Origin of the sequence: Mesorhizobium kowhaii (assembly GCF_003253745.1) — a bacterium.
Lineage (GTDB): Bacteria > Pseudomonadota > Alphaproteobacteria > Rhizobiales > Rhizobiaceae > Mesorhizobium > Mesorhizobium kowhaii.
Genome location: NZ_MZXV01000011.1, coordinates 1 through 18,454 on the forward strand (window position 1 = coordinate 1; position 18,454 = coordinate 18,454).

Consider the following 18,454-nt stretch of genomic DNA (forward strand, 5'->3'; position numbering starts at 1 on the left):
AACCGGGATGCCTTTAGCCTTGAGCTCCTCGACTGCTGCCGTGATCTTAGGATGGTCCGGAGCCACCATGCCTATCGCGTGACAGCGCCTACCAAGATCCTTGAGGGTAGCCGCCAGGTCCTCGGGCAAATGCGACGGCGCGAATTCGATGAGCGGAATACCGTGGAAGGACTGGGCCGAACTAACCGCTGCTTCGACCTCGCGCACGAATTCTTGGTAGAAATGCTGGGCCGGCTTTCTCAGGATGAAGCCTAGCCGGTACCGCGGCAGGTCCGGTCGCCAGCGCTGTTTGATGAGACCCGCGTTATGATAGCCGATCGCGTGAGCGGCTTCGTGGACCCGCCGCGCGGTCTCCTCCCTCACTGGAAGGCGAGCGTTCAACACCCGATCGACCGTTGCCACGCTCACCCCGGCTTCGCGGGCGAGATCGGCAATTGTGGGGCGCTTGGCCGTCGCTCCAGTTCCGATCGGCGGTCTCTCGGTCATCGGGGGCATCCCCGCGACGATTCGGGGCGGCAAAGTGGAGATTTCGGCATTCTCGACGAGCGACAGCCTATCCGATGAACCGCGCTCCAGGCGCAACCGGGCGCGTGTCGATCTACGGTTCGTTTGCATAAGGCGTCCATGTTTCTTGTACTCACCGCATTTTGGCGCTTCTGATTCATTGGCCCGCGAAGCGCTGTTGGAGCCAGCGAGCCGATTGTTTCGTGCTGGTGACAGCCGGCGCCTCGATAGGTCGTGCTGCTGCATCTTGCTGGGCCGGGGTTAGCCCGTTCAATCCCTCGGCAGGCTCCCGTAGAAGGCGGCTTTCATGCGCCCTTCGTCCAATTCCCCTTCCCAGCGGGCGACAACGAGCGAGGCCACTGCGTTGCCGACGACATTCGTCAGCGCCCGGCATTCGGACATGAAGCGGTCGACGCCAAGGATCAGCGCCATGCCAGCAACGGGAACACTGGGTACTACGGCGAGCGTAGCGGCCAGCGTGATGAACCCCGCACCTGTTACACCTGCTGCACCCTTCGAGGAAAGCATCGCAACGAGCAACAGGAGGACCTGATCGCCAATTGACAGATCTGTGTTCGTCGCCTGGGCGATGAAGAGGGCGGCGAGCGTCATGTAGATATTGGTGCCGTCCAGATTGAAGGAATACCCAGTCGGAATAACGAGACCCACGACGGAACGCTTGGCGCCGGCCTTCTCCATCTTCTCCATGAGCGAGGGCAGCGCAGCCTCGGAGGAGGACGTGGCCAGGACCAGAAGCAGTTCTTCCTTGATGTACCGGACGAGTGAAAAGATCGAGAAGCCGTTGTACCGGCAGACCGCGCCGAGAACGCCGAACACGAAAAGGAAGGCGATGAAATAGAACGTCGCGACCAGCATGGCGAGGTTGGCCACTGAACCGATGCCATATTTGCCGATGGTGAAGGCCCTGGCGCCGAAAGCGCCGACAGGCGCGGCCAGCATCAGAATGCCGACCAGCTTGAACACCGGCGCGAGGAGCGCTTGAAGCAAGGAAAGCACAGGCTTGCCCGTGTCTCCGACCATCGCCAGAGCGCTGCCGAACAGAATCGAGAAGAACAGGACCTGCAGGATGTTGCCTTCGGCGAAGGCACCAACGATCGTTGACGGGATGATGTTCATCAGGAAGCCGGTCACGGACTGCTCGTGGACCTTGGCGGCATAACCCTGCACCGCCTGGACATCGAGCGAGGCCGGATCGATATTGAGGCCGTCACCTGGCTGAACCACATTTGCGACAACGAGACCGACGATCAATGCGAGGCTCGAGAAGGTGAGGAAATAGATCATCGCCTTGCCGGCGACCCGGCCGACCTTCTTGAGATCGTTCATGCCCGCAATGCCGGTCGTTACGGTTAGAAAGATCACAGGTGCGATAATCATCTTCACGAGCTTGATGAAGGCATCTCCCAGCGGCTTCAGAGCCTCTCCGGTGCCCGGATAGAAATAGCCGACTGCGACCCCGAGGGCTATGGCGGCAAGCACCTGCACGTACAGTTGGGCGTAGAAGACCTTGCGGGCTGGGGGACCCGCGCTTCGAATTGGTGGAGCCAACAGCTTTTCTCTCCCTGACCGGACCGGGTGGGCCTCCCCCCTTCCCGCGCTTCTCCCGTCGCGGCGCTCCGGTCGAGCGCTGCTGTCGTCTCCGCCGCAAGCGTCGTGCCAAGTGGAAATCCCGCGCCCAATCATGCGTGTTCATACGCTCGGCCACCCGGTGTCCGCGAGGCTTGTGCGGGTTTCCGCACTGGCTGCCTCCATTCTGGGCGAAATCCCGCACTTAAGGCTCGGCATTGTTCCATGTCTGAAGCAATGCTGTCCGGTAGAAGAGGGAGGATTGACAGGGCGCCGTGCACTAATTGCTTTGCCTGGTAGAGCGGTCGCCGTTCGTGTCTCTGGCGCCCCGACGCCCCTCGCTTCCTTGTCGTATTTGCGACGGACCGAGCACCGGAGTGGAGGATTCCCTACACGAGCGTGCTCTGGCCGCGCTCCCGCCGAAGCTGAGCGTCTCAAAGGCGCCGCCGTCGACAGACCGATTGATCCCGCCGGTCATGGCGCAATGGTGTGATTGAGGAGATACTTCGGAGCAAGACTGAAGCCCCGCACCACGACAACTTCGCGCCATGGCACGCGCCGTAGCCTGTTCTCTTGCCATGGCATCAATAGCGAGGGAAAGAACGATTGTCGCGATCCACTCAGCGAGCCGACCAGGAGAGCGTCGGCAGCGATTGCCGCTTCCGCACCACCTAGGGGCGATAGAAGCGCGCAATGTGCTCGGTACGCTCAGCGCGCCAGAGCCCCGCAGGAAACGTCGGGGCAAACATCTGTGCCGTTCCGAATCGACCTGCTGGTAAAAATCTCCCCTGATGGGATTCTATCAAAGCCTGTTTCTTCCCTATCAGAAATGAAAGGACGGCCCAATTGAGCTAGCCGCTCTGTAGGGCTACGTGTGTTGCGCTCGTGAGGAGCCTGATCGGCGCCCGCTTCAGGAAGGATAGCCAAGCCGTGGATCAACCATCGCCACCGGCATTTGTCGTGCTTGCCACTCATGGGGGCCTGACCGACGCCCAAAACCGTGAGACCCATTTTTCATCTTATGCCGGCTGCGGAAGTCCGGCGTGCTGCCGCCAACGCTGCGTCCGATTGTCTCTAGCAACGTCTAAGCACTTCGATGAGTGGCTTCCACGCGCCAGCAAGCGCGCCAATCCGCGGCGGCCTGCGCGGCGAAGAAACTCATGCTGGCTCCGGCCAACGGTGGCTGGGGCCCAGATTACCGTTTGACGAGGGCGTCTACGCCCAGCGACGTCGCAGGCCCACATGGCGCGACGTTGATATCGCGGCCCGAAATCGAGGATGACATGTTAGATCAGGACAAGAATCGCCCATCTGAAGAAAGTGCTGAGGAGGCGCCCTCATGCGGCACAGCGCTTCACGACGCGAAAAGGGATGACGTAGAATCCGCTATTCTGCCGCCGCGCGAGAGCGAGCTCGCCGGCATATCGAAAATATCGACAGCACTCGCCGCCCCCTCCGGGCTCGGAGTCACGTTGGCGAAGGTCGTGGATATTCTGCGATCGTTTCTGCCGATGCGGCACGGCATCATCTCTCTCGTCGACAGTGATGGCGAAGTGGATATCGCCGTCGGCGCCGGCTGGAGCGAGAGCTGCAGTGAGGGCCACCGGCTGTATCTGCCGCGCAAGGCAATCGACCAGATTAGGACGACGGAAACGCCTCTGGTCATCGAGAACATCGCGGTTCATTCGGCTTTCACCGCCGCCGACATGGATGTGCTCGGGGTCTCCGACAACATACCAGTGTCCTTCATCGGCGTTCCCATTCGCGTCGATGCGAATGTCGTGGGCACGCTGACCATCGACCACGTACTGGCCAACGGCTCAAGAGTTTGGCTCGATTACACCCGCCATCTGCTCAACCTAATCGCCAACCTGGTAGGACAGACAGTGAAGTTGCATCGCGTAGGCGACCGCGAGCAACCGTTAGCACAGCAGGACTTGCAGCCAAAGCAGAACCACCCGGCGCGGCAGCGCAACAAGGTTCACATCGAGGGGATGATTGGCGACAGTTTGCCGTTTCGCAAACTGCTTGAGGACGTCGCGGCCGTAGCCAAGGCCAAGATTGCGGTTCTGTTGCGAGGCGAATCCGGTACCGGGAAGGAGATGGTCGCCAAGGCTATCCACGAGTTTTCGCCGCGCGCCAAGCAGCCCTTGATCAAGGTCAATTGCGCGGCGCTGTCCGAGACACTCCTGGAATCCGAATTATTCGGTCATGAGAAGGGTGCATTCACAGGCGCGTTCAACTCACGCAAAGGGCACTTTGAGCTCGCCCACAAGGGGACGTTGTTCCTGGATGAGATCGGCGAGATCTCGCCATCGTTCCAGGTAAAGCTCTTGCGCGTGCTGCAGGAGCAGGAGTTCGAGCGCGTCGGCGGCAACCAGACCATTAAAGTCGATGTTCGCATCATTGCCGCCACGAACAAGAACCTGGAAGAGGCAGTTGCCAGGAATGAGTTCCGTGCCGACCTCTATTACCGCATCAATGTGGTTCCTTTGCTGGTGCCGGCGCTACGCGAAAGGCGCACTGATATTCCGCTCCTCGCAGCCGAGTTTCTCAAGAAGTTCAACGATGAGAACGGCGGTATGCTGACCTTCGATCCCAGTGCGATTGAAATACTGAGAAACTGTGATTTTCCCGGCAACATTCGCGAGCTCGAAAACTGCGTGTATCGGACAGCGGTTCTGGCTGCGGGAGCATCAATCGGGAGAGGCGACTTTGCATGCTGCCGGGGCCAATGCTTCGCTGCGGCGCTGCATAAGATCAGGTCTGACAACCTCGCGCCGCAAACCCAGCCGTTCGTGCCGATGCCACCTGTTCCGGCAATACCGCAGGCTGCCGCCAGTTCTGCCGCCGTCGCCTTCCCGTCTGAGAGCACAGGACAGCCGCCGCTGGGCCCTACCGGGACAGCCCACTTAAACGGTGCGAGAATGATCGATGCTGAAGGTGTCATCGCGGCCATGGAAAGATGTGGCTGGGTCCAGGCAAAGGCGGCACGCCTGCTTGGACTGACGCCGCGCCAGATTGGCTACATGCTGAGGAAATACGGTATCGAGATCAAGCGTCTGTGAAACAATCGACCGAACCACATCAAGCCTTGGTGCTTTGGCCCCTTGAGACGAGTGATGTGGGGCCCCCGCGGCAATGCCAATTCCGATTCGATCGACCCAGCCCGCCTTGATCCCAGGCAAGAACATTGGGGTCTCACCCGAGATGAGGCGTTGCTACCTAGCCATGAGATTGGCGGGCAGGAGGGCCAATTTAGCTATTTCGACCCAGTTGGCCCCAACGACAGGCGGCCGTTATGTAAAGCAAAATAGTACGAGAAACCGATGCTCCTGATAACCCGTCGTCATGCCCTCTTCGGGATCGCTGCTGCCCTTTTTGGTGCAAAACACGCCCATGCCGTCATTCTCGGCAAGCCGACCACGTCCAAAGAGTATCCTTGGCACGTCAAACTCAATATTGTCGAAGGGGATGGCTATATCCCGCTCTGTGGAGGATCGGTGATCGGAGAGCGATGGATCCTCACAGCGGCGCACTGTGTAGCGGATTTAACAGTCGACCAGGTCAAGGCCGTTGTAGTCGATAGCGTTTCGTTGGATGTAAAGGAGCTTATTGTTCACCCAAGATATAATAAGGACGACGACACATTTGAACATGATGTGGCGCTCGTGCGGGTGCACAGTACGCGACCCGCAGCGGTCATTTCCCTTCCTAGCCCTAGGACGCACCTTCGTAGTGGCGAGCCCCTTATCGTGATTGGTACCGGAAAAACAGAAGATGGAGAAGAATCAGACCAGCTCCGAGAGGGCAAGGTCCCGTACGTCAGCAACAAAATGTGCAGCGGCAAATATGATGGGATCTCTCCTGGGATGATGTGCGCCGGAACCGAAAGCGGCGGGACCGATGCTTGCCAAGGGGACAGTGGAGGTCCTCTGATCAAATACGATAGCGAAGGCAGCGCCATCTTGGTTGGAATTGTATCGAATGGGGAGGAATGCGGAAAGACATGCGGTGTGTATACGCGCGTGTCATATTATCGCGAGTGGATCATGGAGACTATGTCACGATACGGTGACTGAGGCGGCGAGTCGGGATGCGGGCAGCGTGTCACGTTGCCGCGTCTGAACGCGCAGAATGTCTGCTAACCGGAGTTCGCTTAACCGGGTGCCCTCACCGCGTTCCATGAATGGCGTGCAGGCTAGATGTTCTGCTGTCCGACAAACGGCGCGGGATGTGAGTTGCGTCAGGCTGAATGCGAGCGAGAACGCTCCGTTGTTGGGAGGATCCCGCGCATGATGCCGGAGATTTATAGTCTCTTGGGTTGCCTGATCGTGTGTGGTGGAGGGCGCGCAGTCACCGCGCCCAATGCCGGTCTGACACACACGCCGATCGCTTACCGCTGTATCGGCAGACGGCCAAATCTGAAAAGTGGCAGACATCGACACGGCTGGACAGTTGCTGACTGATGCTTAATTGGCACCGCGTCCCATTCTCAGCAATGTTTCACCGCCTGATAATTGTGCAGAAGAACTTGGTCGTCAACAAGACTGCCGCCCGGTTCTCAAATCCGGGGGCGTGCGAGTTGTACAATGCCGCGGATCCGGAGATCCAAGCCCCCACGGAGGCTTGGCTAAAGCGGTACAATGATACGCTGGGCCAAACTGCCGAGCATTGGCAAACGCTCTTGGCCGAGTGGCTGATGGCGCTGGAGGTTGGGGCCGCCACCGGCGCCGCCTCTGGCGAGAAGAACCCGTTGCGCACGGCCCAGCGCAACGGCTATCGCGAGCGCGGCTTGTGCCGCCCGCCAGTTTGTATCCCATCAAACTCCCTTCATCGATGGTGAACCATTTATTGTCACGGTAACCGCGACGATAGCTAACCCGAAATCTTGAACCTCCTGCCGACCCACGACAGCCACTTGGCCCGCCTGGAGTGGCGCGGGGAAGGGCAGGGCGCTCCGTGCATCAGGGACACGACCGGGAGCCCGGAGCACGAATCGAACTTGCAGGCGATCTCTACAGCCTGCTGTGGGGTCCCGCCGAATTCGAGAATGGCCACCGCGTAATTGGAGCCGCTCCCAACAGCGAAATAGGCGTTTTCGAGCATGCCGGTCAGCGTCCAGGCGCCGGACGCCACTTGAGCGCGCCCGTCGGGATGAACGACCAGCAGACCGACCTCATCGCTTTCTACACCCTCTGGCGTCTTGTGAACGTCGGCGCCAGCGGCATACCAGTCCAAAATGGCCTCACCGGCGCCAACCTGGGCACTGGTGGCGCCAATCAGGCGTCCATCCGGAAGACGGCGGATTTTGACCTTGGAGCCGATTGATCCCTCGCGGCCGCCGTAGGCACGGGTGTCGGCGGCCATCACGCCGTGCCTATAGGCAATCGTCGTCACAGCCACGTCCCCTCGTCAACGTTGGTCCTGGCCGCGTCGGCCGGGCGTGCGATCTCGGCCGTGTCGATGCCGGCAGCGACGTCTGTCGCAGTTAGTTCCTGAGTCCAGCGCCGTCGTTTCTTGGCGACTGCCCTGGCCTCGCTCACACATCGGTTGGCGATCTTGTGGATCTCCCGCTCGAATTGTGGGGTGTCCATCTTTACTCCTGTTGATGGTTTCGAAATCCGGGGTAGTTCGGTGAGGGTCACGCAATCCTCGGGCCAAGAGAGCGCCGACAACAGCAAAATGCCGGGCGTGTAGGTCATTTGTCGATCGCGCAGTCGTCGCCGGCTGGCGCGTGTGCAGGTTCACGTGGTTGCCGTCTCTGGCCTGCTATCTGAGTTGGCCCTTGCTGGCGTAGGCCAGAGCGGCGTGGCCACGTTCCGCGAGGGGATGATGCCCTGCCCCGAAGGTCTCGTATGCGTAGCGCTGATGTATCATTCGAGCTCATAGCGGCTTTCCATTGAGGTAGGCGTCGGGATCGGCCAGAAAGGCGAGCGCCTGCTTGCGCGTGATCATCAGCTCGCGCCCAGCATTTAGATGAAGACGCCGGCGAGACGGAGCGACTGCATCTAGGGCACTCAAGTGGAGAAAGGCGAGGGGATTGCGCAATTGGTGCTCCTGGCTTGGTCGGGACCGTCCCGCCCTTAACGAAAGGCCGGTAGTCGGACCGCATTCGCCGATGCTGCACAACACGTGCCATCTTCACTGTAGCGGCAATCACCGCCTTGAGGCGCAGATCTGATTGTCGCGATCCTCTTGCGATGTAGTGCTCGAACTATGCCCGAAGAATCCGTTCTCACGCTGACGCTTGGCAACTTGCCGGGCTCGTCCGGGTGCGTCGCCGAACTTGGAAAGGCGGGCTGGCCTCGATATTGGCCTGACGGCTGTGTCGAGAGTCCACCAGGCAGAACTTAGAAACTCGATGAACACCGAAAACGGCGAAGACCGCCGGCTTCGGCTATGATGGTACTCGAACGCCACTGGCGCGACCGGCATCAACCGCCCATGTTCAGTAGACTGGCGGCGGGTTCGTCGATTGATGCGTCCGCAAACAGGGCAGGTGCATTGCACCAGTGGACGGCTGGGGCGCTGGGTGTCCGAACCGCGGGATCAATACCAGGCCGAACCGAGTAGAGGCCGAATGCCTCCAGCGGTCTCATGCTCAATTGCCTCCGACTCGCAGCCCGATTTTTTCCGGTCTCTGAGTACCATCGTGCTCTGTGATCGCCATCCGACACGGAGTGTCGGATTGTCGGGTCCGCGACACACGCCGCTTAGCTTAGGCACTTTCTTGCCTAAGGCTTAGGCTAACCGTTGGAAACGAATGTTCGGGTCGACCGGTGAGTTGATACGTTTTTTACGAGCCTTGGTGTGGGGCAAGTGCGATCTTGTCCGGAAGCGTGGATCGTCGATGCCACGCGCCACACGCTCGGCGCCCAGCAGCCGGTTTGCCTCGACCACAGCCAGACGCTGTTGTGGGACGACAGTATGCTACCGACGAAAAAACCTGAAGTGACCGCAGATCAAACATCATCCGCTGGACAGTTGCCCACCCGTCGGTTATGGCCCCTGCGTCAGGTCTATCAGCGTTTCTTCAACGCTTGGAAGCTGTGCAGCGAACGGTCCTGGAGGGGACTACCTCTCGGTCTCGAACCAGGGCGCGCGCGATCGAGCAATCTGCTGTACACTCCTACACCACCCCTGAGGGCACGGTCTGACGAGGAACGATGATGCGCAGTCAAAAAGAGAAGATGCTCGCAGGCGAGTTGTACAATGCTTCGGATCCGGAGATCCAAGCTGACCTGCTAGCTACGGGGGCTTGGCTAAAGCGGTACAATGATATGCTGGGCCAAACTGCCGAGCATTGGCATACGCTCTTGTCGGAGCGGCTCGGAGAAGTTGGACCCGGAGCGGTCATCCGTCCGCCCTTTTTTTGCGACTACGGTTTCAACATCCACATCGAGGCCTACGCCTACGTCAACTTCAACTGCGTCATCCTTGACGTGGCAGAGGTGAGGATTGGCAAAGGAACGACAATTGGCCCCGCCGTACAGATCTATACCGCCGAACATCCACATGATCCCGAGCAGCGACAGTCCGGTCTGCAGTTCGGGCGTCCTGTCAGAATTGGCAGTCGTGCCTGGATCGGCGGTGGAGCAATCATTCTGCCGGGCATTACAATTGGCAATGATGCGGTCGTGGGCGCTGGCAGCGTGGTCACGCGAGACGTTCCCGCAGGGGCGAAGGTCGTGGGAAGTCCAGCTCGGGTAAGATGACCCGCTGAGGATATAAGCAGGCGGTTCAAGGTTGTTAAACCCGGCTCAATGTCGCCCGGCAAACTGTGCCGAATTTACGAAAGTAATTGATCGTCGCAGATGGTTGCCGCCGTTTTCTGATCAGTCTCGTTCGGCACGGCTTCTTGTCCTACAGGGCTTGCTGCAGGCGAGGCAGCGTTCGTCTGATTGGAATGGCTCATCATACGGCCGTCACGCAGGTGGCTTCCTTGAGTGCGAGTGGCTTGTCTCTGCCCGCTTCATCCGCGGCGTTCGCCGACGCGCCTAAAGCGGATACGGCCGGCGATGCGTGCGTCAGGTACGAGAGGCGGCTTTTACGGTCGGATCGGCTTCCTCTTTGGGAATGTCGTCGAAGGATGAGTAGTAGAGATTGCAGAGTTTGGAATAAAGCCCACCCATGGCCATCAGTTTGTCGTGGTTGCCGGTCTCGATAACGTGGCCATTCTGAAGTACGATGATCCGATCGGCACCGCGGATTGTGGGGAGCCGGTGAGCGATGACAAGGCCAGTGCGGCCTTCCAGGAGTTTTCTCAGAGCCTTCTGGATCAGCATTTCCGTGTAGCTGTCGATGTTGGCGGTGGCCTCGTCAAGAACTAGGACTTTGGCGTCGGCAACGAGAGCGCGGGCGAAACTGACAAGCTGACGCTGGCCGAGAGAAAGGTTGCCGCCGCGTTCGCCGAGTTGGGTATCATACCCGTCGGCAAGGCTCATGATGAAGTCGTGGGCCCCGACCACCTTGGCGGCCTCGATCACTTTGTCCCGCGTGGCTTCCGTCTTGTGGTAGCGGATGTTCTCGAAGACCGTCCCGGTGAACAGAAATGGCTCCTGCAGCACCATGGCGATCTGGAGCCCGAGCGATTCCTGGGCGAGATCGCGCACATCATGTCCGCCGACCAGCACTTGACCTTGCTGAACATCATAGAAGCGGTGGACGAGCACCATCGCGCTCGATTTACCAGAGCCGGTCGGCCCGACCAAGGCGACCGTCTCGCCTGGATTGACCCGGAAGGAGACGTTTTTCAGCACCGGCTGTTTGGGATCGTAGCCGAACGTGACTTTCCTGAACTCGACCGAGCCGTCCATTTCGGGCGCAAGGATCCTGGTGTCCGGTTTGTCCTGGATCTCGATCCTGACGTCGAGCACATCGGTCAGGCGCTTGCCGGAGGCCATTGCGCGCTGCATCACGGAATATTGCAGAGTAAGTGAGCGAATTGGGTCAAAGAAGCGTTGGATATAGAATATGTACACAACCAATACCCCCACATCGATGCGGCCATTCACGATCGTGGAGCCGCCGACCACAATGACGACGGCCATGGCGAGACCGGTGAGGCCATCGACGATCGGCACCATGGCTTGTGCATACCTGGCGACAACCAGGTGTGTCCTGAGGTCGGCATGTGCCTTGTCGTCATACAGCAGGAAGTTTACCTGCTGGCGGTCCATGGACTGGACGGTGCGCACGCCGTGAATGGCTTCGGCCAACGCGCCGTTGACAACTGAATTGGTGTCTTGTGCAGCCATGAAGGCCTGGCGTGCACGCGGCAGCCAGACGATGCGGATAATCAACAGGACCGGCAAGACAGAGAGCGTCAGAAGGCCGAGGCTGAAGTTGACGTACAGCATTACGAAAACGATGCCGAAGAGAAGCGCGATATCGCCTACGGAGTAGATCGAGCTTTCGAGGAATTCGTGGATAGAGTTGACGTCGCCTTGGAGGCGGGACATGAGTCGTCCGACCTCGGTCTTGTCCATGAAGGAGAGCGATACCTTCTGCAGATGGGCAAACATGGCGCGTCGGATGTCGAAGAGGACGTTCTCGGCCATTTTCCCCACCACGATTTCCTGCGCGTAGGCGGCGCCGAAATTAACCAGAATGGCTAGTGCAAACGCGCCGGCGGCCTCAAGTAGGGCGGAGCGATCAACGCCTGCCGGAGTTGTAGCCTGGTCGATCGCGTAGCGGATAATCAGCGGGATAAGAAGCTGCGTTCCAGTGAAAACCAGCAATGCCGCAACCGAGACAACTGCCATGGCTCGGTAGGGACGAACGAAGGCCCAGATGCGCCGGATGATGTTCTTGTCGAAAGCCCGGCCGAACATCTCCTCCTCGACGCGGTGGGAGCCGACGACCGCGCGCGGGGGGCGCCTGCCGCTGTCATTGGGTTCAGGCTCGATTTCGCTGGCGTGCACCTTGGCCATCAGGGCGCGCCTCTGTACGTGGTCGCAATGTCATCTTCCGGGCGCAACTGAAGATCATGAAGGGCCTTATAGCGCCCCCCCTTGGCCAAAAGCTCCTGATGAGTGCCGCGTTCCACGATCTCGCCATTGTCGACAAACAGGATCCGGTCGGCGTGCTTGAGCGAACTGAGCCGGTGGGCGATGATGATCGTCACCCTATCCTTGGCGAAACGCCGCATCGCCGCGCGGATCCGCTGCTCGGTGGCGGCGTCGATCGCGGCCGTTGAGTCGTCGAAAATGACGATTGATGGGCGCAACATCATCGTGCGAGCTATGGCGAGACGCTGGCGCTGGCCCCCAGACAGAGAGGCGCCACGTTCGCCGACGACCGTCTTGTAGCCCGCGGGGAGGCCGAGAATGTAATTGTGCAACTGGGCGGATTCGCTAGCGTGCTCGATCCGCTGTTCCTTCGCCCAGGGGTCGCCATAGGCGATGTTGTTCTCGATCGTGGTAGTGAACAGGAATGCATCCTGCTGTACGACGGCGACCGCCTGGCGAAGCGTGGCGAGGGTAACCCCGCGGATGTCCTGCCCGTCAAGCATGATGGTGCCCCCAGTGACATCGTAAAAGCGGGGGATCAGGTGAGCCATTGTCGATTTTCCCGAACCCGGCGGACCCACGATCGCGATCGTCTCGCCCCTACGGGCACTAAAGGTGATATTCTTCAGAATGGCGCGGTTTCCGGTGCCGGGATATGCAAACGAGACATTGTCGAAGCGCAGAGTGCCTTCACCGATCTCAAGCGGTCTGGCGGTGGAAGCATCCCTGATCGTAATGTCCTGGTCGAGCAGACCGAAGAGGCGCGAACCGCAAGTGTAGGCGCGGGCGAAGCCGTTGACCATCAGACCGATCTGGCGGACGGGCATTTGCAGGATCGTCATGAAGGCCAGGAACATCGTGAGCGTCCCAACGCTGATCTGGCCGGCGATGACCTTGTTGCAACCGATCCAGAGGACCAACCCCATGGCGAAAAAGAAGGCCAGGGTCATTGCCGACGTATTGGGCACGTAGACATCAACCTGCTCGTGGGCGAGTTCGAGCGCGTTTTTCGAGGCGCGGTCGAACTTTACCATCTCGTAAGCCTGTGCCGAAAAGGCCCGGACCACGCGGATGCCCGCGAGATTTTCCTCCATCACACGGCCTAGGAGGGAAAGCCGCTCCTGGAGGTCGAGCCAGATGACGCGTAGCTTAAGCTGCGTGACCGACGATCGCCAGGCTACGAAAGGCACGAAGCTTAGCGCGATGAGACCGAGCACCGGGTCGGTTGAGATCATCATGTAGGCGCCGATCCCGATCAACATGGTGAGCAGAAGCAAGCGAACCAGGGCGGTGGAAAAATACATCCGCACGCCGTCGAGATCGAGGATGCCGAGAGTGATCAGGTCGCCTGAATGCACCCGGTCGTGAAAGGAAAAGCTGAGGCGCTGGACTTTGTCGTAACAAGCCAGCCGCAGTTCATACGCGACGTGATGCCCGACGGCTTCGGCAAAATAGTTTTGCGCCATCGTGAAGAGGCCGCGTAGCGTACTCGCGGCGAGAAGCAGGAGAGCCGGAGTCCATAGCGCTTGTTCTGCAGCCGTCGCCGTGACACCACTCCCGATTGCCACCTGGGTCTGGTCGACAGCCCAGCCGAGAAGCCGGGGAATTAGCAACTGCAGGATCACGGCTATGATCGTCGAACCGATAGCTAGCGCGACCTGCCAAGGGTGCCTCAAATTCATGCGCGTAATGCGCAGCAGAGTGCTCAAGCCTCGGCCCCACCCCGCCGCTTTCACATGCCCGGACGATTTGAGAGAGGTCGTGCCAACAGCATCTCTGCTCACGGTGTGTTCCCGACTGAATTTTGCGCCTTCGGAAGCAAGCCGGTCGACTCACATCAAAGGCGTCCTCAAGTTGATCCAGGCCATGGTCTCAAGACGCTGACCCCGCGAGTTGCGCCATGGCTTCGCTCTCTGGCATGTCAATCACCGTGATCCCGCTTGCCCCAAGGAAACGGGCTTCGTTTCTCGTCAGCGTTTGCGCGTCCATAATCGCGTAGCGTGGGCCTTCTGAGCGCTTCATGATCTGCCTGGCGTAAGTGCGCAGCATCTGATCGTTGAAACGGCAGCCGACGAAGAAAAAGCCCCGGTCGGTGCGCCGTTCCTTGACCACGTCAGGGATTGGCGTCTGGATGTCGATTTCGGTCAGGGCTTCGACATAGTCGGAATCGGCGATGAGGAAATTTGCGGCCGGTCTTACACTGCCATGAGGCGTATAGAGAACCGTCTTTGTCGCTGCTCCGGCGTCAAGTTCCCTTCCGGCCAAGTCGTAAGTGCGGGTCCAAACGTTAGCAAACTCGTTCGCCCGCGTGATGCCTTGTATCTCGACGACGTCGGTTCGGCCGGCCTCTGCTAGCGCTGCGCGCATCGCGCCTTCGTACCAGCTGTCGACGATGAGGGAGAGCGGGAGTTTTGCGAGCCAGGCGTGGAGGGTGGTCGGCGTCGCCGGCGCCGCGAATATCTCGGTCATCCAAGCTTGAAGTGTGCGGCGATGCCGGCGCTGTTCGATGAACTGCGCGACCGACCACATATTGGTGCGGATCTTCGAGGGGGCTGGCGCCCGCGTGTTGAGTGCCGCGGCAACGGCTTCGGGGGTCGACGGTACGGGCGGCTCCGCGGAGCCGAGCCGGAGGAGACCCGGACCGAGATACGGGATCACCTGATCGCAGACGAGCGCTCGTCTGGCCAGCTCAAGCAGCTTTCGGGCAAAACTGTCGCGGACGACCACGAGGTGGCCCGAGGTCGGGATCGTGTTCATGCTCGTTTCCTCTCGACGCCTCTGATTAAGGCGCAGCATCAGTTCTCGTCCGGAAGCTTCCTTGCCTCGACGGTGATCGGCAGACGCGTATTCGGGGGAAGATCGGGTAGGAGGAGGCGCCAGCCGTTCCTGAGCGTTACGACCCCGCCCCACAAGTCTTGGTTCTCGAACTTGATAATCGCCTCTTCGAGATCTTTTTTGGGAACATACGCGGACAATCCGGCATCGGTCCTACGGATCATTACTTTCATCGGGCCGTTCCTTGCTTCGCGTTTTCTTCGGCCCTGCAGGGAAGGTCGGCTTTGTCGAGGCTCATCAATTCACGCGCTCGCATGCCAACGACGGTGCCACGGTCGATCCATTCGACCGCGTAGATAAAGAACTGCTGTAGAAAGGTGCCGATGTCGCGCACATAACCCTCTTCACCCTTGCGCACGAGATTTTCGCCGATCTCCCTGCCAGGATAGGTGCCGTCATTCTTTATGTGACGAGTGGCACGGACCCGCTCTCCCGGCCTGAATTGGGGAGGCCTGCGGATTTCGACCTCCTGTTCGCGTGCGAGCCGCATGGCGGTTCCTTGTTTCTTGAGGCTACAGTTGTTGATGAGGCGCGCAGGCACTCCCAAAGGCAGCCGCGATGCCGGTTGCTTAATTGGGATCAGGCAGGAACGCAGGTCTTCGGCACCGGGCATACCGAGGCACATTGCTGCGTGTCGAATGCTCCCTCGCATTCGGTGCACTTCTGCGGCTCGACCACGTAGCTCTCGCCTTTGAACTTGATCGCACCGGATGGGCATTCGAATTCGCAGGCGCCACATTGCGTGCATTGGGATGCGATGATCTTGAAAGCCATTTTGACTCCTGTTTGAGTGGAATGAGACGGCTCAGGCGATCGCCGCGAGTGCCGGGACGCCGGACTCGGCGGCGTAAATCGCGCCGATTGCCGTTTCGATATAGTCATAGCCATAAGCGTCGGTTGCTCGGATACCGGCGTCCGCCAGCTGATCCTTGGGGCAGTTTCCAATCTTGGCGCAAAGCACGATGTCTATGCCTTCCAGCGCAGCGATGACGCCCTCGAGAGTGGCGTTCTCGCCCCAACCGCCGAGGCAATACTGCTCTACCTTGCGGTGCCCGACGAAGCTGATCCCCATCGGCGAGGCTTCATACACCTGGAACTCCTTGGCATGGCCGAAGTGTTCGTTGACGCGGCCGCCGCCCTTAGTCGCCACCGCGACGAGGAGGGACTTGCCGGAACTCGCTGTCTTGACCATCCCGATGGCTTCGCTCCTGGCCGCCAGGTGATCACGGCGATCTTCCGCGACCAGCGCCCGATAGGCTTCGCGCTTGCTGGCATCGTAGGTGAGCTCGCCGGGAATCTGGTCGAGCGTGAATTCCTGCCCACGATCCTCGCCGAGCAGACCGACGGCATCTGCCCGGCACTGCCGGCAGTGGCGCATCAGCTTGGCGCCGCCTTGAAGACGATCCTGAAGAGCCTTCATCTCTATTGCATTTGGGCCGCGCTGCCCGGTCAGTCCGTAGTACGTGCCGTGAGCTGGGTCCGAAATCAGGGGCATGACGTTGTGCAGGAACGCGCCGCGCTGCTTGACCCACTTGTTCACCTCTATGAGGTGCTGGTCGTTTACTCCAGGGATCATCACCGAATTGATTTTGGTGAGGATGCCGCGCGCGCTCAGCATCTCCAAGCCAAGCATCTGCCGCTCGTGCAGAATCCTGGCGGCTTCGATGCCGACGTAGCGGCGACGGTTGTAAAAGATCCAGGGATAGATCTTTGTGCCGACTTCCGGATCGACCATGTTGATGGTGATCGTCACGTGATCGACATTCATGCCGGCAAGCTCGGCGACATGGTCCGGCAGCGCGAGCCCATTGGTAGAGACGCAAAGCTTGACGTCGGGGATTTCCCTCACGACGCGTTCGAACGTCGCCTTCGTCTTCTCCCAGTCGTAGCAGGCATCACCCGGTCCGGCGATGCCGAGCACGGAAAGCTGCGGCACTTCGTTGGCGACCGCGATCACTTTGCGTACCGCCTGGTCGGGCGTCAGCTTTTCCGAGACAACCCCGGGCCGGCTTTCGTTGGCGCAGTCATATTTGCGATTGCAGTAGTTGCACTGGACGTTGCACGCAGGCGCGACAGCGACGTGCATGCGCGCGAAATAGTGATGCGCCTCTTCTGAAAAGCACGGGTGATCCTTGATCTTGTCCCAGACAGCCGGATCCAGATCGTCCGGTCTTCTCGACGATCCGCAGGAGGTAGATGCGCAGCCACCCGAATTCGCGCTCGCCAGCGACTGGTCGGAGAGCCTCGTGTCGGTCAGGCTCTCGACCGAAATCACGGGTGCGGACATTGAACGGCTCCGTTGCGGGTTGACGTCGCAGTTCTAAGCGCAAGCGCAATGCCAACTCAAAAGGCGGCATTATGACCGGCAATCGGCTTTCGCGTCAGATATCATGGGGTTGCTCCGACATAGTTTGTCTGACTTGCGACAGTGGCTACCCGCAGAACGTGAGGAAGCGACTGCGGCCGGACATCATTGAGAGACAGAAATCCCCTGTCGATCAATTCACCCCTGATCGCTTCGGCACAACGTTCTCGACCGGTCTCCGACGAAGATGTCGATCTCGGCGGCGGCGAACTCATCGGTGGTGAAGTTGTCGCCGCATACTGTGTCGGCATGGTTCCGGTTAGGAGAGGCGGTGCCTCCCCTTTACTCTCGTCAAGACGCCCGAATGGGCTCCGTCATGACCGCGATCAAGAGGGTGATGATCGTCAGAGGCCCGAGCAGCTTGGCCCAGGCTCTGACAGCGTCCCGCGCACCTGGCGCAGGGGTGTGGTCTTGTTCTTCACGTCGTGAGAACGCGGGAATTTCTTCACCTCGATACTATGTCGGCGCAAAGCGTATCCGACCTGCCGCGGCGTGGCGCCGAGGATGCGAGCGGCCTTGGCCTGGACCCAGTAAGGCATTCGCAAGGCCTTCGATATCTCGTAGATTCCCCTGAGCCGGACATCTGCGTGGGAGAGCAGCATCGCTGCCCGGTTCGCGGCGGGTGTCTCGAAGTCCTACTTCGTTAACCCGATCTAGCGGTATGTGAGCCACGGAAACACCTCAGGAGTTGTGGTCCAGAATGCTCCTCCCAAGCGCCTTTCCTGCAATTCTGGAAGCACACTGTTCACCCACCCCCTTTGCGAGGACGGTGCCAGCAGCGGTTGGCGCTTGCGGTAACGCCAAGAGTACACAAGTGCCCTATAAAACGGTGCAAACGCCGATCATCCGAACTTGAAGAGGACACCGAAGCCACCGCGCGGATAGTTCCATTCGATCTCGCCGCTGGTCTCGCACAAGATGCGGCAGGTGCCGCACTCCATGCAGCCATCAGCGGTGATTTCAACCTGACCCTTGTCGTTCAACTCATAGCATTTCGCTGGACAGACGCGGGTCAGCGCCAGCAGATTCGCGCTTGGTTGCTCGTGCGGTCGCACCCTTATATGCGGACGGCCGGAGTCCACCAGATAGCGGTTCTGGTAGAGCTTGTCCTCGACACGCAAATTCGTCACTGGGTTCGTCATGTCGTCAG

Annotated in this window: 16 protein-coding genes and 1 pseudogene; 3 read left to right on the forward strand and 14 right to left on the reverse strand. The window is 59.8% G+C overall.

Going from position 1 to position 18,454, the window contains the following annotated elements:
- Both B5V02_RS02025 and B5V02_RS02030 read right to left on the reverse strand, forming a co-directional pair.
- Positions 1-486: LacI family DNA-binding transcriptional regulator (locus B5V02_RS02025; protein WP_167458333.1), on the reverse strand; the 486-nt coding region annotated here is incomplete at its 3' end.
- A gap of 288 nt (positions 487-774) precedes the next feature.
- Entirely contained in the window at positions 775-2,073 is a 1,299-nt protein-coding gene (locus B5V02_RS02030; protein WP_425374343.1) for a dicarboxylate/amino acid:cation symporter, read from the reverse strand.
- Positions 2,074-3,374: 1,301 nt separating this feature from the next.
- Between B5V02_RS02030 and nifA the strand changes: the two genes are divergently transcribed.
- On the forward strand, positions 3,375-5,159 hold the full coding sequence (nifA, locus tag B5V02_RS02035) for a nif-specific transcriptional activator NifA (protein WP_111542623.1): 1,785 nt from the start codon (positions 3,375-3,377) through the stop codon (positions 5,157-5,159).
- Between the two features lie 261 nt (positions 5,160-5,420).
- Positions 5,421-6,173: a serine protease gene (locus B5V02_RS02040; RefSeq protein WP_111542598.1), complete on the forward strand. Its 753-nt coding sequence runs from the start codon at positions 5,421-5,423 to the stop codon at positions 6,171-6,173.
- Between the two features lie 796 nt (positions 6,174-6,969).
- Here the strand turns inward: B5V02_RS02040 and B5V02_RS02050 are convergent.
- The 3 genes from B5V02_RS02050 to B5V02_RS41035 all read right to left on the reverse strand — a co-directional run bounded on the left by B5V02_RS02050 (position 6,970) and on the right by B5V02_RS41035 (position 8,142).
- The gene (locus tag B5V02_RS02050) at positions 6,970-7,497 is read right to left on the reverse strand and encodes a hypothetical protein (RefSeq protein WP_245445601.1); all 528 of its coding nucleotides are present in this window, start codon (positions 7,495-7,497) and stop codon (positions 6,970-6,972) included.
- Positions 7,488-7,796 carry a hypothetical protein gene (locus tag B5V02_RS02055; protein ID WP_245445603.1) on the reverse strand — a complete coding sequence of 103 codons (309 nt, stop codon included), beginning with the start codon at positions 7,794-7,796 and terminating at the stop codon, positions 7,488-7,490. The genes B5V02_RS02050 and B5V02_RS02055 overlap by 10 nt, the downstream gene beginning before the upstream one ends.
- Positions 7,797-7,977: 181 nt before the next feature.
- Positions 7,978-8,142: a hypothetical protein gene (locus B5V02_RS41035; RefSeq protein ID WP_208647029.1), complete on the reverse strand. Its 165-nt coding sequence runs from the start codon at positions 8,140-8,142 to the stop codon at positions 7,978-7,980.
- A 1,118-nt stretch (positions 8,143-9,260) separates the two neighbouring features.
- Between B5V02_RS41035 and B5V02_RS02065 the strand changes: the two genes are divergently transcribed.
- The gene (locus B5V02_RS02065; RefSeq protein ID WP_111542601.1) at positions 9,261-9,809 is read left to right on the forward strand and encodes a sugar O-acetyltransferase; all 549 of its coding nucleotides are present in this window, start codon (positions 9,261-9,263) and stop codon (positions 9,807-9,809) included.
- 312 nt (positions 9,810-10,121) lie between these two features.
- Here B5V02_RS02065 and B5V02_RS02070 read toward each other — a convergent pair whose 3' ends face one another.
- From B5V02_RS02070 to B5V02_RS02110, 9 genes and pseudogenes are all read right to left on the reverse strand, one after another.
- On the reverse strand, positions 10,122-12,026 hold the full coding sequence (locus B5V02_RS02070; RefSeq protein ID WP_111542602.1) for an ABC transporter ATP-binding protein: 1,905 nt from the start codon (positions 12,024-12,026) through the stop codon (positions 10,122-10,124).
- Positions 12,026-13,888 (reverse strand): ABC transporter ATP-binding protein, encoded by a 1,863-nt coding sequence (locus B5V02_RS02075; protein WP_111542603.1) that lies wholly within the window; start codon positions 13,886-13,888, stop codon positions 12,026-12,028. The genes B5V02_RS02070 and B5V02_RS02075 overlap by 1 nt, the downstream gene beginning before the upstream one ends.
- A gap of 88 nt (positions 13,889-13,976) precedes the next feature.
- On the reverse strand, positions 13,977-14,861 hold the full coding sequence (locus B5V02_RS02080; protein WP_111542624.1) for an SIR2 family NAD-dependent protein deacylase: 885 nt from the start codon (positions 14,859-14,861) through the stop codon (positions 13,977-13,979).
- Positions 14,862-14,899: 38 nt separating this feature from the next.
- Entirely contained in the window at positions 14,900-15,112 is a 213-nt protein-coding gene (nifT, locus tag B5V02_RS02085) for a putative nitrogen fixation protein NifT (RefSeq protein WP_111542604.1), read from the reverse strand.
- Positions 15,109-15,429 (reverse strand): nitrogen fixation protein NifZ, encoded by a 321-nt coding sequence (locus B5V02_RS02090; RefSeq protein WP_111542625.1) that lies wholly within the window; start codon positions 15,427-15,429, stop codon positions 15,109-15,111. The genes nifT and B5V02_RS02090 overlap by 4 nt, the downstream gene beginning before the upstream one ends.
- A gap of 89 nt (positions 15,430-15,518) precedes the next feature.
- A complete protein-coding gene (locus tag B5V02_RS02095; RefSeq protein ID WP_038655036.1) occupies positions 15,519-15,713 on the reverse strand; it encodes a 4Fe-4S dicluster domain-containing protein in 195 nt (64 codons plus the stop codon).
- Between the two features lie 31 nt (positions 15,714-15,744).
- Entirely contained in the window at positions 15,745-17,226 is a 1,482-nt protein-coding gene (nifB, locus tag B5V02_RS02100) for a nitrogenase cofactor biosynthesis protein NifB (protein ID WP_111542605.1), read from the reverse strand.
- 515 nt (positions 17,227-17,741) lie between these two features.
- Positions 17,742-17,837: pseudogene (locus tag B5V02_RS02105) on the reverse strand (helix-turn-helix domain-containing protein); the annotation flags it as partial.
- Between the two features lie 309 nt (positions 17,838-18,146).
- Positions 18,147-18,446, reverse strand: a complete 300-nt coding sequence (locus B5V02_RS02110) for a ferredoxin family protein (RefSeq protein WP_111542606.1) — start codon at positions 18,444-18,446, stop codon at positions 18,147-18,149.
- Positions 18,447-18,454: the final 8 nt, after the last annotated feature.

Excerpts from the sequence above, each read along its gene's own strand:
- nifA (WP_111542623.1), top strand. The coding sequence starts at position 3,375 with ATGTTAGATCAGGACAAGAATCGCCCATCTGAAGAAAGTGCTGAGGAG.
- nifT (WP_111542604.1), bottom strand. The coding sequence starts at position 15,112 with ATGAAAGTAATGATCCGTAGGACCGATGCCGGATTGTCCGCGTATGTT.
- nifB (WP_111542605.1), bottom strand. The coding sequence starts at position 17,226 with ATGTCCGCACCCGTGATTTCGGTCGAGAGCCTGACCGACACGAGGCTC.
- B5V02_RS02090 (WP_111542625.1), bottom strand. The coding sequence starts at position 15,429 with ATGCGGCTCGCACGCGAACAGGAGGTCGAAATCCGCAGGCCTCCCCAA.
- B5V02_RS02040 (WP_111542598.1), top strand. The coding sequence starts at position 5,421 with ATGCTCCTGATAACCCGTCGTCATGCCCTCTTCGGGATCGCTGCTGCC.
- B5V02_RS02080 (WP_111542624.1), bottom strand. The coding sequence starts at position 14,861 with ATGAACACGATCCCGACCTCGGGCCACCTCGTGGTCGTCCGCGACAGT.
- B5V02_RS02095 (WP_038655036.1), bottom strand. The coding sequence starts at position 15,713 with ATGGCTTTCAAGATCATCGCATCCCAATGCACGCAATGTGGCGCCTGC.
- B5V02_RS02110 (WP_111542606.1), bottom strand. The coding sequence starts at position 18,446 with ATGACGAACCCAGTGACGAATTTGCGTGTCGAGGACAAGCTCTACCAG.
- B5V02_RS02055 (WP_245445603.1), bottom strand. The coding sequence starts at position 7,796 with ATGACCTACACGCCCGGCATTTTGCTGTTGTCGGCGCTCTCTTGGCCC.
- B5V02_RS02065 (WP_111542601.1), top strand. The coding sequence starts at position 9,261 with ATGATGCGCAGTCAAAAAGAGAAGATGCTCGCAGGCGAGTTGTACAAT.
- B5V02_RS02070 (WP_111542602.1), bottom strand. The coding sequence starts at position 12,026 with ATGGCCAAGGTGCACGCCAGCGAAATCGAGCCTGAACCCAATGACAGC.